This is a genomic window from Rhodothermales bacterium (assembly GCA_034439735.1).
In the GTDB taxonomy this organism is placed as follows: domain Bacteria; phylum Bacteroidota; class Rhodothermia; order Rhodothermales; family JAHQVL01; genus JAWKNW01.
The window spans coordinates 1-14,635 of the sequence record JAWXAX010000039.1 but is presented as its reverse complement, the minus strand read 5'-3'; the positions used below and the strand labels follow the sequence as shown (position 1 = coordinate 14,635).

Here is a 14,635-nt window from a genome sequence, read left to right as displayed (position 1 = left end):
TCAGGCCCCTCCCCGTATCAAGTACGGGGCAGGCTCTCGAATCGAGGAGGGGCCTGATCGTCAGGAACGGTCGAGCTACAAAAAGTGTCCGAAGTATTAATTTTCCACTTTGACTCTCTAATCGTCCGCCATCGCCGCTGCCAGATCCGGATGGTCGACGAGCGCTCGAAGGGCGGCATCTTCTCGGATAAAGCGTGGATCCAGGAATTGCTCATTGAGCCCTCCCACCAGAATCGTCGCGGCATCGTCCAGCCGGCCCTGGAGCAGGAATACACGCGCGAGCTGGTAGTGGGCGGCCGCGTGCATGGGCCCCTTCGCGCGGGCTACGCGAGCAAAGGACTCGGCCAGTTCCAATTCATCCACGTACATGGCAACACCCGAAAGCAGGACATGGAATTCGGCATTATCGTCGGTAATATGGCCGGCCGCTTCGCGTAATGCCTCGCGCGCCATCGATAGGTCTCCGGAGAGCCGGGCCGATTCTGCCAGAATCCAATAGGCGCGGCCATCGGTGGGGTCCAACTCGGTCGCCCGACGGGCATCCCGCAGGGCTTCGTCGTAGCGTTTCAGAGCCAGCAGTACATCGGCACGGAGCTTCAGCGCGTCGGGATGATCGGGTTCGGCGCGAAGCACTTCGTCCGCGCGGACCTTGGCTTCCAGCAGGCTTCCTCCCGTGCGCCATGCCGTTTCCGCGCGATGCAATTGCGATTGCACGTTGGGCTGCAACGAACCGACCTGCGCCGGCGCTGTCTGCGGCACCAGAACCACCCATCCTATCGATATCCCAAGAAACCACGACCTATTCATCTGCGTCTCTTGCGTCCTTCAGACGCCATGTCTCATTTTTTGGTACCGACCCCAACAATCGTTCCAGGCGCCAAGATACGCCCACCCGGCCCGTTCTGAACAGTTCCGTATAGAATAGCGCGCAGCGCCTGGCTTCCCGATGCTACACTTTGAATACGCGACACCACTTCCAGACGCCTGGCGCGCGCTCACACGTTGCCGGGGGATGGGTTGCCCCCTCCGCGTCTACGAGACGGTCGATTCAACCAACGAGGCCGCGGCGCAGTGGGCCCGGGCCGGAGCGCCGGCGGGCGCCCTTGTGGTGGCCGATCACCAGACGGCCGGTCGAGGCCGACATCGTCGCGTCTGGCAAGCCGACCCGGGGAAAAATCTGCTTTTTTCGCTTGTCTTGCGGCCTGCATTGCCACTCGACCGGATCAGCGTGTTGCCCTTGCTGGCCGGCCTCGCTGCGGCGCAGGCCATCGACGCCCTGACCACACCCCTCTCAGTGGCCCTCAAGTGGCCGAACGATCTCTACATCGCGGGGAAAAAAACCGGGGGGATTCTCCTCGAATCAAGCCAGAGCGGCGGATCCGCACATCCACCCGACTTCATTGTATTGGGACTCGGCATCAACGTAAACCAGGAGCAGTTTTCCCCAGAACTTGCCGACACCGCCACCTCGCTGCTGCTCGAAACGGGCCGATTTATCGCACGCGATGCCCTGTTGGCGGAAGTGTTGTACGTGTTTGAAACGATGTACGCATCTCTCGGCGACGAGGCGGCGACGAACCGGCTTCTGGCGTCATACGAGGCCCGCATGCATCAGCGGGGTGAACGCGTAGAAATTCGTTTCCCCGGCGGGATGGGTACGCGCCAGGGTGTGCTCGTGGGCGTTTCTCCTTTGGGGGCATTACGGTTACGCACCACCGAAGGAGAAGTGCTATTTCACGCCGGAGACGTCTCGACCCGCGCGATTAAAGGATAGGCCCGGTTTTTCCAGCGTGTGTGGAGCGCCGTCAGGTAGCCTCCGTAGACGTAGCCTTGAAAGGCCTGATCCACGGAAACTTGCGGGATATAGGCCGGCGCCACGGCCTCGACCGGACGAACGACTTCGCGCGGATCGCGAACGACGGGATCGAATATAAATGTCTGACCGGCATCGCGGTAGTGTACCCAGGTATGCCCGACTGTTACCGATCCCACGCGCATCCAACCGGCGACAAACTCGGCGTCGCAGCCCATTTCAACGAGTTTGCGCCAGGTCCATAACGAGAAATCTTCACAATCACCCTCCCGCCGGCGCTCGAAATGAGTGGGGTGTTGCCAGTGATCCGTCGAATTAAACTGCTCGTCGTCCCGTCGATACGTACAGCCCTGTAACCAATCGGACACGTCGTTGACCGTGTGTGCCGTGGTCTCCAGTTGCCCCGAGAAATACCAGGAAAAGGGATGGAGCGAGCCCGCCCCGTACGCGTGGAGAGGCACATCGAAGGTGAAGCGGTCCCACGGGTTGGGACGGGTAGTGGCGAGTAACAGGCGGTACATCGACCGTTGTACGGGGCCGATGAGACGCTGATGGGCCAATCGTAACGCTCCTATCATGCGAGTGTGGGTGCGGCAAAAGGATACGAACGGCGATACGGCGGGACAGCCGGCATGTTACGCGAGCAGGGCGCGGATGCGTGCGATCACCAGGTCGATAGCGACTCGATTATGTCCACCGCGGGGAATAATGAGATCGGCGCGCCGGCGGGAGGGTTCGACAAATTGGATGTGCATCGGGCGGACGGTGTGTTCGTACTGGAACAGGATGTCGTCAATGGATCGGCCGCGCTCGTTCAGGTCGCGCTTGATGCGGCGCAGGAGGCGGATGTCATCGTCGGTATCGACATAGATCTTGATGTCCAGGCACTCGGCCAGATCGGGTTCGGCGAGGACCAGGATCCCATCGATAAATAGGACGGGGCGTGGTTCGATACGGACCGTTTCCAGCCGGCGACTGTGTTGCTGGAAGTCGTAAGTGGGCTTCTCGATAGCAAACCCCTGCATCAGCCGGCCAAGGTGCTCGAGGAGGAGCTCTGTTTCCAGCGCGTCCGGGTGATCAAAATTGACCTCCCGACGCACATCCTGGGGGAGATGGCTGATGTCGCGGTAATAGGCGTCGTGCTCGATGATCGCGATCAGAGCGGGGTCCAGTGCATCGACGATATGTCGGAGGACGGTTGTTTTACCCGAGCCCGAGCCCCCTGCGATACCGATAACCACGGGACGTGGCGCCATGGGGACCATCACGTGTCAGAGGCGGCGAACCAGGGTGGCGCTCCCCGTCCGGGTGGCTTCGTCCCAGGACGATTCCGCCTCGTCGTATACATAACCGGCGGGATGCACCCAATCTTTGAGGTCTTCCATTCGCTCGATGGCCTCACGGACGATAACATTGACCATCTGTCCGCGCAAGGGTTTAACGCCGTGGGTAATAAGCTTTCGTTCGCCGTTTTCTTCATCGAAGAAGCGGAGCTCGATCATCTGCTCGTACGCATGGGTGTCGTCCCAGGCTTCTTTCTGCGACGAGGGGAGCAGATTCCACACGATGTGCCCTTTGAGCGCCTCATTAAGCAGTGGACTGATAAAGGGGCGCCAGTAGCGAGAAACCTTTCCTAACGTCGGCATGACCGCATCGATGCGAAGACGGTAGTCCGGTATGAGGTCGTCCGGCCGCAGGAGGCCGAACAGGCCGGAGACGATGATGCCATTTTCGAGGAGGCGACGCTGAGCGCCCGTAGGCAGGCCGGCAAAGTCCATTGACTTGAACATGACCCCGGGGCTGTAGCGCTGCATGGCGGACATGAGCGGCGCCTCGAACACACGCTTGTTCGCTTCGATGGCCTCGTCGAGCGATTCGCCCTTGATGCCGAGGAGTGTGTCCAGGTCTTTACCAGCCGTGATGACTTCCTGAAGCGCCGTGATGAGCTTACGGCGTTCAGGGTTCAACTCGCTAAAATAGTTGAACGTGCTCGACGAGCGGTAATCAAACATGTCCGGCGCGAAGGGATTCCCGCCGGGACATTTTCCTTCAGATGGTGGCAGAAGAATCGAGAACCTGGGCATGAATGTGCCGATCCAGCTAGTGCGAATGGTGCCCGTCTTGATCCGGAGAGTCGACCAGCTGACGACCTTCCGTTGGCCATGATGGAGGACCGCCGGAAGGCAGCGGTCACCCATTAGCGGCCGTCAGTTGGCAGTCGGGGTACCGGAGGAACCCTGCCGACGAACTTCCCCCATCAGGGCGTCGATGTCATCCTGTATCTGTTGCGCGCGGTTGCGCGCGTCGGCCACGATCGCATCTCCTTTCTGGCGAGCGTCACCAGGCCCTTCCGGATGGACGACGTTTTCGACGAAAGTATTCACCTGATCCGCCAGTTTTTCCAACTGGTAAGCGAGGCGGCGGCGAATCTTTTTGCCTTCCTCCGGCGCCAACAACAACCCCAGCGCAAAACCCGTGGCCCCGCCTATGAGGGCTCCCAGGATGCCGGCGCGAACGAGACTTCCCGCGGTATACTCCTTCATATACTGACCGGTTGGTGAGATGGCAAAAACACGCGCACTGCTGTCAGATTCAACGAGCGGAGCGCGCACCTGTTTCTGGGAAACCCTTGTTTCTGGGAAACGCGAGCGCGTAATCCGGCACCGAACGAATCCACAGGACCGCTATTCAGGCAAGATAAAAAAAGCCACCGCCGGGATACCGACCGCAGCTTTGGACCCGGAGGGTCAAGCCAGTCGCCTAACGGTTCTTCTTCTTGTGCCGGTTCTTACGCAGCCGCTTCTTCCGCTTGTGCGTAGCAATCTTGTGCCGTTTACGTTTACGACCACAGGGCATAAAACTCCTCTCTAAAACGATTAATCGGAATGCATCACGAACTGGCCAGAACCAGCCGAAACTAGCTCCCCTTAAACACGGTCTCCCCTCTCCTGTTTCCTCACCGCAAATCTTTTGACCCACGCGTTTCTGGGCGGCCGGCGCCGGCAAAGAACTTTTCCGGGAACTGGTGGGTAGGCCGGGCTCGGGTACACTATCCCAACCCTCTTTTCATGAACGTCCCATTCAGCAAGTGCCTTGCGCCCATGCCCCGTTCCAGTGTTCCCTCCTATTTATCCGCCATGGCGGCTCTGGCCATGATAGGGTTGGCCGGTTGTTCGCCGCGGGTGTCCCTGTTATATGTGGATTACGAGGTGGAGGGGGATCCGGCGACGACCGCCGACCGCGTCGCCGAGGGATTTCAGGAAGCCGGCTGGGAGCTGGCGCCTCCCGAAGTGCCCAATGCCGTGCGAACGACTTCCCGCACGTTCGACCGCCGTATCCTCTACAAAACGATCGCCTACCTGGAGGCCGTGCCGATCGGCGACGAATACGTCCGCGTATTTATTCACCCGTTCCGGCACCCCTTCGTCGGCGCCCGCAACAAGCTCCCGTACATGCCGAACACCTTGCGTCGGGCCGTTTTCCGACCGCTCGGGGAGGCCCTCGAAACGCGCGAGATCTTTCAACGCGGCGCGGCCAGGCCGGAGTTGGATGGGTTTTAAGGGTTCAAGGCTCGCGGTTTAAGGTTTAATGAGATCGCACGAAGGGTCGGAGGGAAACATTGGCCTACCCTTTGCCGTGTATAGTTGCTACGCGCAACGGCCGATCATCATGACACGATGACAGGCCGGCGGCGGCGTTCTTTGCACATATGGGGATGTTCTGGCTTCGACGGGTGGAAGTGTGCCGTAGGTAGCCGTGCCGGGCCTCTTGGCAAGCCCGTATAAACTGTCAAGAACCAAGTAACTGCGAACGATTACTCGTACGCGATGGCCGCTTAAGGTACCCCCTTAAGTCGTTGCTATCTGTCCAAGGCGTGGTGCGTCCATTGGCGCGCGGCGGGCATCATTTACAATGGACTGGTTGTAAGGGCGCCGGTTGAGCCCGAGCAGCGAGAACCAATCAACCTTAGCGCCTTCTCGGCCCCGTCAGTTGGCTAAAGAGGGTGGTGAAGCTCAAATAGACTGACTACGCACGTAGAGGCTTACGTGTATGCCCATTCGGACCCGGGTTCGACTCCCGGCATCTCCACTTGTTGTTTCAAACCCGTTCTTTGGCCCCATGGCCGAGGGACGGGTTTTTGTTTTTCGGGGGGCGCCGGAATTGGCGCTGAGTGGAGGCATGGCTATTTTCAGTTATTCAAGTACCTTGCGCCGACCTCCCCTCTCCATGAAACCCGGCAGCGTTCAGATTGAACCGCCCCGGAATTGCCGGAGACTACAGCGTTTGAGCACGTGGAGCCATGGATAAACGCGCAGAGTACTCCCCCAGTTACTCATCTCCCGTTCGATCGACCGCCCGGGCTTAATGCCGCCGCTCGCCATCGCAACCGCTGTGTTTTCCTGATCGGCCCTTATGACGACGCCCCCGGACCGGGTCTATGACCCACATCCGGAGGCGTCTTTTGTGCTTCCTACAATCGTTTACGCGCTGGATCCAATACGTCAGAGACGCCCCAGCACTATGAGGATGATGACAATCAGCAGCACCAGGCCAAGTCCACCACTGGGGGCATACCCCCAGTTGCGGCTATGCCCCCAGTTAGGGAGGGCCCCAATGAGCATCAATACGACTACGACAAGAATGATTGTACCGAGCATAGTACACCTCACATCAGATTATTAAGTGACGTTACGCAGTGACGAACATAAACGGGTAAAAATGCCGGTTTTCAAAGCGTAGAGACGCAAAATTTTGCGTCTCCTTGCAGGCCCTGCATAACGTCTGTTATTAAACGGAAACGCGGTCGACACCGCACCCGCTCACGTTTTACGATTCGCCATCACGATGACGACCAGACCCGTAGCCAGGAGAACGGCTCCAACTACCGGGGGAAGAGGTATCGTGCGTTCTTTATCTGCCTCGATCTCCAACTTTCCGAGGTCAAGCACTTTTTCCTCCGTTACGTACGTAATGCCGCCGTAGGCCAGGGCAAGTCCGCCCAACACCAGCAACACGATCCCAATCAGAGTCATTCGTTTCATATGGTCAGACTATGGATTTACACGATGATTTTCGGTTCAGAACCCTTCTCTGATTCTGTAGAGTGATTCCGGGCATTGCTGCCAGCCTATAGCGTAGCAAGGGCGTGTGAGATACTCAATAGGCATGGGTACAGGCGACGGGTACAGAAAAGGATACATTTTGCGCATGGCCCTATTTCCTATGAGTCGGTGTTCTGCCTACCCCCCCGCGACATATACGCTGACACGAGGAGTGCCTCCATGACTACACGGGGCCAACACGGCCGCATGTACCCTTTATGTAATCGTGATTCCAGCCACAACTAGCCCCCCCAAACCCCTTATGACACGCCTCATTATTATTGAGCCCACACGACTCAGGGCGGACTTCATCGCTTCGGCCCTGTCTAATGAAAAGGGATTTGATGTCGTTGCCAGCGTGACGGATCTCGAACAGGTCTCTGATCATGCCGGCCATGTGGACGTGGCCTTGCTCAGCATGGGATTCCCCAACGGTGAAGCCCTCGAAACGCTGTGGGGTATGGTGACGAATGACCCCTGTATCCGCGTGGTAGCGATCGGCGTTTCCGATTCAGAAGGTGCGATCCTCCAGGCCATCGAAGCGGGGGCGTCGGGGTATGTGCTTGAGAGCGACTCCTTCGATAAGCTGATTCGCGTCGTCCGGTCCGTATCTGATCACGCCGCATATGCCGCTCCCCATATCGTGGCGGCGCTGATGCGCCGGCTTCGCGACCGCACCGGTATGCAGAATACGCTCCCCAACCTCGGTCGCTACGATTCGCTGACCGATCGCGAGCAGGAAATCTTGAGACTCCTTGCTTCCGGATTATCCAACAGAGCCATCTCGGCGCAGCTTTTTATCGAATACGGCACCGTCAAAAACCATGTCCACAATATCCTGAGCAAATTGAGGGTCGGAAGCCGGAAAGAAGCGGCCAGTTGTATCGCGTACGCCTGAATCCACTTTAAAACAACGATCTGCCACACGGCAGACTTTACATAGAGACCCGCCTCCAAAAGGGGCCGTGGTCCTTTCTTCAGCAGCTCACGCCATGAAAAGCGTGAGCTTTTTTTTGTGCCGATTCACTACTCCCTCGCCAACCGCCAGGCCACTCGACGGCTGCGCAAATGTCTCCTTGGCTATCCAATGCCAGCCCGTTATATTAAGCAAATGCGCCCACCCCGTTGCCAGCACACCCACTCCTTCGCGGGCGTTCACGTGGCGGCGTATTTGGATATCTTTGACAGGTACGCGGAACGGCGTAGATTCCCTATGCGCGACCAGCCGGCCGGCGCCTCATCGCTCTCAATAGCCACCTACCCCACATGATTCCCAACCCGACCCGGATCACCTCTACCTGGCTGATCGCATTGTCTATCTTGCTCGTCGCCCACGCTGCCACGGCGCAACCATCGCCTCACTTCGTGCCCGATTGGGCTTTTTCGGGAAGTGATCTCTCGGCCTGGCGCCCCCTTGGCGGCGCCCAGTGGAAGGCCGAGGCCGGAGCGATCACCGGGACGCCGAACGGAGCGGGTGGGTGGCTGATCTCCGACCAGGCCTTCCATGACTTCCAATTCTCCCTGCGCTTCCGCTGCGCCGCCGCCTGCAATGCCGGCGTGCTGCTCCGTGCGAAAACGCCGGCGGAAGGGGGGCCTTCGGGGGGGATGTTCATCGCCGTTACTGACTCCCTCCGGCTGTACCAGGTCTCGCTGGATGCCGCCGGCCGGGAGCTGGTCCGGACTCCGCTCCCCGCCGCCGGTGCGATGCGCCGCATCGCCCCGGCCGTCTCCGAAGGCCCTCTCCGCATGGCCTCCGCCATGCCGCTGGCCGCGGGCGACTGGAACACGCTCCACATCGCCGTCGACGCCAACATCGTCCGGGTGCACGAGGACGGATGGGAGGCCGGCACCGCCGGCGTGACAGGCGAGCATTCCAACGGCTACGGCTCTATCGCCCTCTATGTGGGCGGATCGGGCGCCGTGGAATTCGATGGCCTTTCGGCGGCCGACATGAACCTGCGCCGGGTTTCGCCAGAGACGACATCCCCTCTTTTCTCCCTCCAAAGGCTCGACGAATTCTACTATGCCTGGGATACGGCGGTGGCGGACATCAACCGGGACGGCGTGTCCGACGTCGTCGCCGGACCCTATTATTACTTGGGGCCGGATTACACGCAACGGGGGGAGATCTACGCGGGCGAGACGTTCAGCCCGAGCACGGACTACACCCCCAACATGGTGACCCACGCGCACGACTTCACGGGCGATGGCTGGCCGGATGTCCTGGCGACGGAATCCCGCCCGATGGTACTGTACGTCAACCCCCAGGGCGAAAACCGGCGCTGGGACCCCTTCCTGGTGTTGCCGGGCATCGTCTCCGAAACGACGTTGCTGCGCGACATGGACGGAGACGGACAGCCGGAGGTCGTCATGGCGCTCGCCCAGGGGATCCTGGCGTACGGCGAGCCGAACCCGGCGGACCCGACCGCCCCCTGGACGATCCATCGCGTCTCTGAGCCCATCGGCAATCGATTCGTCATCCATGGCCTCGGGGCCGGCGACGTCAACGGCGACGGCCGAGCGGATATCCTGATCGCGAGCGGGTGGTTCGAACAACCGCCGGCGGGGACGCTGCCCGGAAACTGGCTGTTTCACCCGTTTCCGTTTAACGAGGCCGGTGGGATCGTAGGCCACGGCGGGGGGACTATGAGCGTGGTGGACCTAAACGGCGATGGGCGGAACGACGTGGCGACGAGCCTGAGCGCCCACGGCTGGGGGCTGGCATGGTTCGAGCAGACGCGCGACGCCTCCGGCGGCGTCTCGTTCACGCCCCACCTCATCATGGGGGATTTTTCGACTGACAACGCCGGCGGGGTGGTCTTTTCGCAGCTTCATGCCGGCGTGGAAATCGCCGACCTGGACGCCGACGGCGTGCCCGACCTCGTCACCGGCAAGCGGTACTGGTCCCATCTGGATAGTTCGACCGACCCGGACCCGTATGGCGAGGCCGTTACGTACGGATATCGCACCGTGCGCCAGGCACAGGCGCCCGGGGGGATCTCCTTCGAGCCGGAGCTGATCCACAATCGCTCCGGTGTGGGATCCCAGTTCGAGGTCCTCGACCTGAACGCCGACGGCGCCGTGGACATCGTGACGTCGGGCGATCGGGGCACCTTCATAATCTGGGGCACGCGACGCTGAAGCGCCGCGTAGTCCATCCACCTGTTTTCCATCCCCTTGCATGCCGAAGATGCTTCTGCTTCTCGTAGCGATCCTGTTCACAGGATCGCACTCGCTCGACCCGGTCAAAAACGGTCTGCCGCGGAGCACACCCGAGGCGCAGGGGATCTCGTCCGAGGCGATCCTCGCCTTTGTCGAGGCGGCCAGCGACGAGATCGACACCATGAACAGCTTCATGCTGGTTCGTCATGGTCATGTCGTCGCGGAAGGGTGGTGGACGCCGTACGACGCCGCGACGCCGCACGTGTTGTATTCGCTCAGCAAGAGTTTCACTTCGACGGCCGTAGGGCTGGCGATCGCGGAGGGACATTTTAGCCTGAACGACCGGGTGCTAGACTTCTTTCCCGACGACGCGCCGGCCGACCCGAGCGACAACCTGAAGGCGATGCGCGTGCACGACCTGCTCCGCATGTCCGCCGGCCACGATGTGGAAGTCGCGCTGCAAAGCGAAACGAACTGGGTAAAGGCCTTCCTCGCCCACCCGGTGCCGCATCTCCCCGGGACCCACTTCACGTACAACACGCCGGCCACCTTCATGTTGTCGGCCATCGTGCAGCAGACGACCGGGCAGACGGTGTTCGATTATCTCCAGCCACGCCTTTTCGCCCCGCTGGATATCGAGAACCACTCCTGGGGCCAGAATCCGCAGGGCATCACGCTGGGCGGGTACGGGCTGAATGTCCGCACCGAGGACATCGCTAAGTTCGGCCAGCTTTATCTCCAGCAGGGGATGTGGGACGGAAAGCAGCTCATCCCGGCGGACTGGGTGGCGGCGGCTACGGCGCTGCAGACCTCCAACGGCAGCAACCCGGACAGCGACTGGAATCAGGGGTACGGCTATCAGTTCTGGCGCTCGCGCCACGACACCTACCGCGGCGACGGGGCGTTCGGTCAGTACATGATGGTGATTCCGGAACACGACGCCGTAATCGCCATCACGAGCGGCGTGCGGGACATGCAGCAGGTGATGAATCTCGTGTGGGATAAGCTCCTGCCTGCCCTGGAAAGCGAGGCCCTTCGCGAGTCGCCGGCCGCGCAGGCCGCGCTGACCGCCCGGCTGGCCAATTTGAGCGTGAAGCCGGCCGAAGGCGAGGCCACGTCGAAACTGGCCCGCCGCGTCTCGGGCAAGCGTTTCGAATTTCCTGAAAACGAACAGGGTGTCCAGGCCCTGGCATTCGACTTCCGATCGAAGACGCCTGCGCTGACGATAACGACGCAGGCCGGCGAGAGCCGGATTCCGTTTGGCCTTGGCGACTGGGCGATAGGGAGCACGCTCTTCGCAAACGGGGTCGAACATTTCTGGGGTATGTCGGGCGTGGCACACGCCAGCGGAGCGTCTGGCGGATGGATTTCCGAAGATACCTTCTCACTTAAACTGGTGTTGTACGAAACCCCGTTTTATTCCAGCCTGACCTTCCGCTTTGCCGGCGACGACGTGACATTTTCCGGCGAACACAACGTCGCGTTTGGTTCGCGCGAAACCCCGTCTCTCATCGGCGCGGCGAACTGACTCGTCTTACATTTGAAACCTGGTGGACCTCCGAAAATACATTCCCCCCGACCAGGCCTTATTTCCGGCTCTGCTCGACCAGATCACGGATGTTTGCCTGGCGGTCGACGCGCAGGGTCGCATCCGTTTTGCGAACAGAGCGTGTGAACAGTTGATGGGCCGACCGCTCAACGAGTTCGCCGGTACGCTCTTCGAGACCCTGGTGCATGTGGACGATTGGCCGGAAATATCCGCGTTGATGGCGGACTTACGAAGCCGGCCCGACCACACCATCCAACAGACGTTCCGGTATGTGTACGGGGAAGTCTTTCGAATCCTGGAAGCGACCTGGGCGTCGATTCCTCGGCTTAATGGTGAGCCGTTGCTCATGGTGAGTGGCAACGACGCCACCGAGCGGGTGCAGGCCCAGATAGCGCTGAAGGAGCGTGAAGCGGAACTGCGGCGGGCGGAGCGCGGCGGTCAGCTGGCAACCTGGGAACGAAATCTGACCACAAATCGATTTACGGCGTCCCGGCAACTCTTCGAAATTTACGGCCTTTCGCGCGACTCGGATATCGACTTCAAGGATCTCGCCCGTTACGTTCCGCCCGAGGACCTGGCATTCGTGCGCAGGACCATGCAAAAGGCGCATGAAACGTTAGGATCAGTCGCTTTCGACCACCGCATCACCCGACCGGATGGCGAGGAACGCATCGTCCACCTCCGGGGGGACACCAAACTCAGCGGCACAGACTTCATCATGATCGGCACCCTCCAGGATGTGACGGATATGCGCGCCATGGAGCGCGCGTTGCGCGTGAGTGAACAGCGGTTTCGGGCAATCTTCGACTCCACCTTCCAATTCATCGGGTTGCTGCAAACCGACGGTATTCTGATCGAGGCCAACGAGACCGCGCTTCGATTTGGCGGTCTCCATCGCAACGAGGTTATCGGCAAGCCGTTCTGGGAATGTTACTGGTGGTCGGTTGGCGCCGAGCAGCAGGAGCGATTAAAAGGCGCGATCCGTACCGCGGCCGGCGGGGAGTTCGTTCGGTACAACACCGAGGTTTTTGGCGCGGACGAGCGCCTGACGATCATCGACTTCAGCATCAAACCGCTCTTCGGCGCCGATGGAAGCGTCGAAATGCTGATCCCCGAGGGTCGCGATATCACGGACGAGGTAACCGCGCAGCAAGCGCTGGAATCCAGCGAAGCCCTCTATCGCTCCCTCATTACCAGCCTAAGCGACGGCGTGCTTCTGGTGGACTCTCGGGGGAGCATCGTGGCCGTCAACCCCAGCGCCGAGCGCTTACTCGGGCAACCGGCCAACAGCCTCATCGGTCGAAACGTGAGCGTCGACTGGAATGCTGTCCATGCGGACGGATCGCCCATGCTGCCGGAGGAACACCCCGCCCTTATGTCCTTGGGCAGCCGCACGTCGCTTCGCAATCAGGTGATCGGGCTCCGAATAACCAACACCGGCATACGCTGGATATCCATCAACGCCGAACCAATCGAGCAGATGGGAGACGCTCGTGACAGGGCGGCCGTCCTGTCGATGAGTGATATGACGGACCGGATCCTGCATGAAACCCAGATCCAGGACTCGAACCGCCGGCTCCGCGAACTCGCCGCGCAATTGCATAACGTTCAAGAGGAGGAACGCGCCCGGATCGCGCGTGAGGTGCACGACGTGCTCGGCCAGGCGATTACCTCGCTGCGGCTCGATATCGTGTGGCTGCTCGACCAATTCACCAACCCCGAGCCGGCGTTCCGCAAGCGAGCGGATTCCATCCTATCTCTTGTGGAGCAGACGATTAACACCGTGCGGCGGATCTCCCATGAACTCCGGCCCGGTGTACTCGATCATTTCGGGCTCCCTGCGGCTATCGAATGGCTCTGTGAACAACAGAAAAAGCGAACGGATATAGTTTGTACGACGGTGGATGAAACGAGTGGTCGCATCGAAGAATTAGACCCCAAGCTTGCCATCGCGCTCTTCCGTATCTTCCAGGAAGCGCTGACCAATATCATGAAACATTCCGGCGCCTCTTCGATGCGGACACATCTGGCCGTCGAACACGACACCCTCACGATGGAAATCGCGGACGATGGCCGCGGCATCAGGCCCGAAGACATCGAACAATCGACCTCGCTCGGTCTGCTTAACATGCGGGAGCGCATCTTCCCCTGGAACGGATCCGTCGCCATCGACGGTAAACCCAACCAGGGCACTCGCATCACGGTACGTGTTCGTCTTCCTCAATCATCCAGACGTTCCCAATGATTCGTGTCCTCGTTGCCGACGACCACGCCATAGTCCGAAGAGGTCTGGTACAGATCATATCCGAGACCATGGACATTGAAGTCGCCGATCAAGCCAGTTCGGCCGACGAGGTGTACACGCTTGTGCGCCGGTCGACGTACGATGTGCTGGTCCTCGATCTGAATCTGGGAGAAGCGAGTGGTCTCGAAGTGCTCAAGCAGCTCAAACTCGAGCTACCCGCTCTTCCCGTACTGATCCTCAGCGTCTACCCTGAAAATCAATTCGCCGTCCGCACGCTCCGCGCCGGCGCCGCCGGGTACCTTAACAAGGACAGCGCCCCCGAACAACTGGTACAGGCGATCCGTCGCGTAGCCGACAACAAACGGTATGTGAGTCCGGCCGTGGCGGAGGAGCTTCTGTTTCAACTGGATGCCGATACGGATGGGCCGCTGCACGAAACCCTATCCGATCGCGAATTCCAGGTCATGCGCCAGCTGGCGTCGGGTCGGACGGTCAGCGCGATCGCCGAGAGCCTGTCGCTAAGCGTCAAAACCGTGAGCACGTACCGGGCGAGGGTGCTTGAAAAGATGAATATGAAGAGCAATGCCGAGTTGACACATTACGCGATCAAGAATGACCTGATCCTATAACCACACTGCTTTGTAGGATACGTCCTACGCGGTTTGGAGCTACATTCGAAAGTTGTGGACGGGCATAAATAGAGAAGGCGGCGTATCCTGATGATTGTCGAAGTCATCACCCTTTGGAGAAGGAGGATACGCCAC

Annotated in this window: 14 protein-coding genes and 1 other RNA gene; 8 read left to right on the top strand and 7 right to left on the bottom strand. The window is 60.1% G+C overall.

Annotation, left to right across the window (positions count from 1 at the left end; all coding sequences use genetic code 11):
• Positions 1-117: 117 nt before the first annotated feature.
• Positions 118-807 (bottom strand): tetratricopeptide repeat protein, encoded by a 690-nt coding sequence (locus tag SH809_02780; protein MDZ4698608.1) that lies wholly within the window; start codon positions 805-807, stop codon positions 118-120.
• Positions 808-946: 139 nt separating this feature from the next.
• Between SH809_02780 and SH809_02775 the strand changes: the two genes are divergently transcribed.
• Positions 947-1,774, top strand: coding sequence for a biotin--[acetyl-CoA-carboxylase] ligase (locus SH809_02775; protein MDZ4698607.1), 828 nt, complete (start codon positions 947-949; stop codon positions 1,772-1,774).
• Here the strand turns inward: SH809_02775 and SH809_02770 are convergent.
• From SH809_02770 to SH809_02755, 4 genes are all read right to left on the bottom strand, one after another.
• Entirely contained in the window at positions 1,735-2,391 is a 657-nt protein-coding gene (locus SH809_02770) for a hypothetical protein (GenBank protein ID MDZ4698606.1), read from the bottom strand. The two genes, SH809_02775 and SH809_02770, sit on opposite strands and share 40 nt — an antisense overlap.
• A gap of 57 nt (positions 2,392-2,448) precedes the next feature.
• Positions 2,449-3,069 (bottom strand): uridine kinase, encoded by a 621-nt coding sequence (udk, locus tag SH809_02765; GenBank protein MDZ4698605.1) that lies wholly within the window; start codon positions 3,067-3,069, stop codon positions 2,449-2,451.
• Between the two features lie 15 nt (positions 3,070-3,084).
• Positions 3,085-3,897, bottom strand: a complete 813-nt coding sequence (yaaA, locus tag SH809_02760) for a peroxide stress protein YaaA (protein MDZ4698604.1) — start codon at positions 3,895-3,897, stop codon at positions 3,085-3,087.
• A 123-nt stretch (positions 3,898-4,020) separates the two neighbouring features.
• On the bottom strand, positions 4,021-4,356 hold the full coding sequence (locus SH809_02755) for a YtxH domain-containing protein (GenBank protein MDZ4698603.1): 336 nt from the start codon (positions 4,354-4,356) through the stop codon (positions 4,021-4,023).
• Positions 4,357-4,914: 558 nt separating this feature from the next.
• Between SH809_02755 and SH809_02750 the strand changes: the two genes are divergently transcribed.
• Both SH809_02750 and ssrA read left to right on the top strand, forming a co-directional pair.
• Positions 4,915-5,373: a hypothetical protein gene (locus tag SH809_02750; protein MDZ4698602.1), complete on the top strand. Its 459-nt coding sequence runs from the start codon at positions 4,915-4,917 to the stop codon at positions 5,371-5,373.
• 151 nt (positions 5,374-5,524) lie between these two features.
• Positions 5,525-5,905: a transfer-messenger RNA gene (gene ssrA / locus SH809_02745) on the top strand.
• A gap of 410 nt (positions 5,906-6,315) precedes the next feature.
• Here the strand turns inward: ssrA and SH809_02740 are convergent.
• A complete protein-coding gene (locus SH809_02740) occupies positions 6,316-6,471 on the bottom strand; it encodes a DUF3309 family protein (protein ID MDZ4698601.1) in 156 nt (51 codons plus the stop codon).
• A 162-nt stretch (positions 6,472-6,633) separates the two neighbouring features.
• On the bottom strand, positions 6,634-6,855 hold the full coding sequence (locus SH809_02735) for a hypothetical protein (GenBank protein MDZ4698600.1): 222 nt from the start codon (positions 6,853-6,855) through the stop codon (positions 6,634-6,636).
• Positions 6,856-7,177: 322 nt separating this feature from the next.
• On the opposite strand from SH809_02735, the gene SH809_02730 reads away from it, so the two are divergent.
• The 5 genes from SH809_02730 to SH809_02710 all read left to right on the top strand — a co-directional run bounded on the left by SH809_02730 (position 7,178) and on the right by SH809_02710 (position 14,500).
• Complete coding sequence (locus tag SH809_02730) at positions 7,178-7,813, top strand: response regulator transcription factor (protein ID MDZ4698599.1); 636 nt, start codon at positions 7,178-7,180, stop codon at positions 7,811-7,813.
• A gap of 368 nt (positions 7,814-8,181) precedes the next feature.
• Positions 8,182-10,056 carry a family 16 glycoside hydrolase gene (locus SH809_02725; GenBank protein MDZ4698598.1) on the top strand — a complete coding sequence of 625 codons (1,875 nt, stop codon included), beginning with the start codon at positions 8,182-8,184 and terminating at the stop codon, positions 10,054-10,056.
• 49 nt (positions 10,057-10,105) lie between these two features.
• Positions 10,106-11,605, top strand: a complete 1,500-nt coding sequence (locus SH809_02720; protein MDZ4698597.1) for a serine hydrolase — start codon at positions 10,106-10,108, stop codon at positions 11,603-11,605.
• A gap of 22 nt (positions 11,606-11,627) precedes the next feature.
• Complete coding sequence (locus SH809_02715; protein ID MDZ4698596.1) at positions 11,628-13,871, top strand: PAS domain S-box protein; 2,244 nt, start codon at positions 11,628-11,630, stop codon at positions 13,869-13,871.
• The gene (locus SH809_02710; protein ID MDZ4698595.1) at positions 13,868-14,500 is read left to right on the top strand and encodes a response regulator transcription factor; all 633 of its coding nucleotides are present in this window, start codon (positions 13,868-13,870) and stop codon (positions 14,498-14,500) included. Before SH809_02715 ends, SH809_02710 begins: the two co-directional genes overlap by 4 nt.
• The last annotated feature ends 135 nt before the right edge of the window (positions 14,501-14,635 follow it).

Coding starts and splice junctions, on each gene's coding strand:
- SH809_02780 (MDZ4698608.1), bottom strand. CDS start 807: ATGAATAGGTCGTGGTTTCTTGGGATATCGATAGGATGGGTGGTTCTG.
- SH809_02775 (MDZ4698607.1), top strand. CDS start 947: ATGCTACACTTTGAATACGCGACACCACTTCCAGACGCCTGGCGCGCG.
- SH809_02770 (MDZ4698606.1), bottom strand. CDS start 2,391: ATGATAGGAGCGTTACGATTGGCCCATCAGCGTCTCATCGGCCCCGTA.
- udk (MDZ4698605.1), bottom strand. CDS start 3,069: ATGGCGCCACGTCCCGTGGTTATCGGTATCGCAGGGGGCTCGGGCTCG.
- yaaA (MDZ4698604.1), bottom strand. CDS start 3,897: ATGCCCAGGTTCTCGATTCTTCTGCCACCATCTGAAGGAAAATGTCCC.
- SH809_02755 (MDZ4698603.1), bottom strand. CDS start 4,356: ATGAAGGAGTATACCGCGGGAAGTCTCGTTCGCGCCGGCATCCTGGGA.
- SH809_02750 (MDZ4698602.1), top strand. CDS start 4,915: ATGCCCCGTTCCAGTGTTCCCTCCTATTTATCCGCCATGGCGGCTCTG.
- SH809_02740 (MDZ4698601.1), bottom strand. CDS start 6,471: ATGCTCGGTACAATCATTCTTGTCGTAGTCGTATTGATGCTCATTGGG.
- SH809_02735 (MDZ4698600.1), bottom strand. CDS start 6,855: ATGAAACGAATGACTCTGATTGGGATCGTGTTGCTGGTGTTGGGCGGA.
- SH809_02730 (MDZ4698599.1), top strand. CDS start 7,178: ATGACACGCCTCATTATTATTGAGCCCACACGACTCAGGGCGGACTTC.
- SH809_02725 (MDZ4698598.1), top strand. CDS start 8,182: ATGATTCCCAACCCGACCCGGATCACCTCTACCTGGCTGATCGCATTG.
- SH809_02720 (MDZ4698597.1), top strand. CDS start 10,106: ATGCTTCTGCTTCTCGTAGCGATCCTGTTCACAGGATCGCACTCGCTC.
- SH809_02710 (MDZ4698595.1), top strand. CDS start 13,868: ATGATTCGTGTCCTCGTTGCCGACGACCACGCCATAGTCCGAAGAGGT.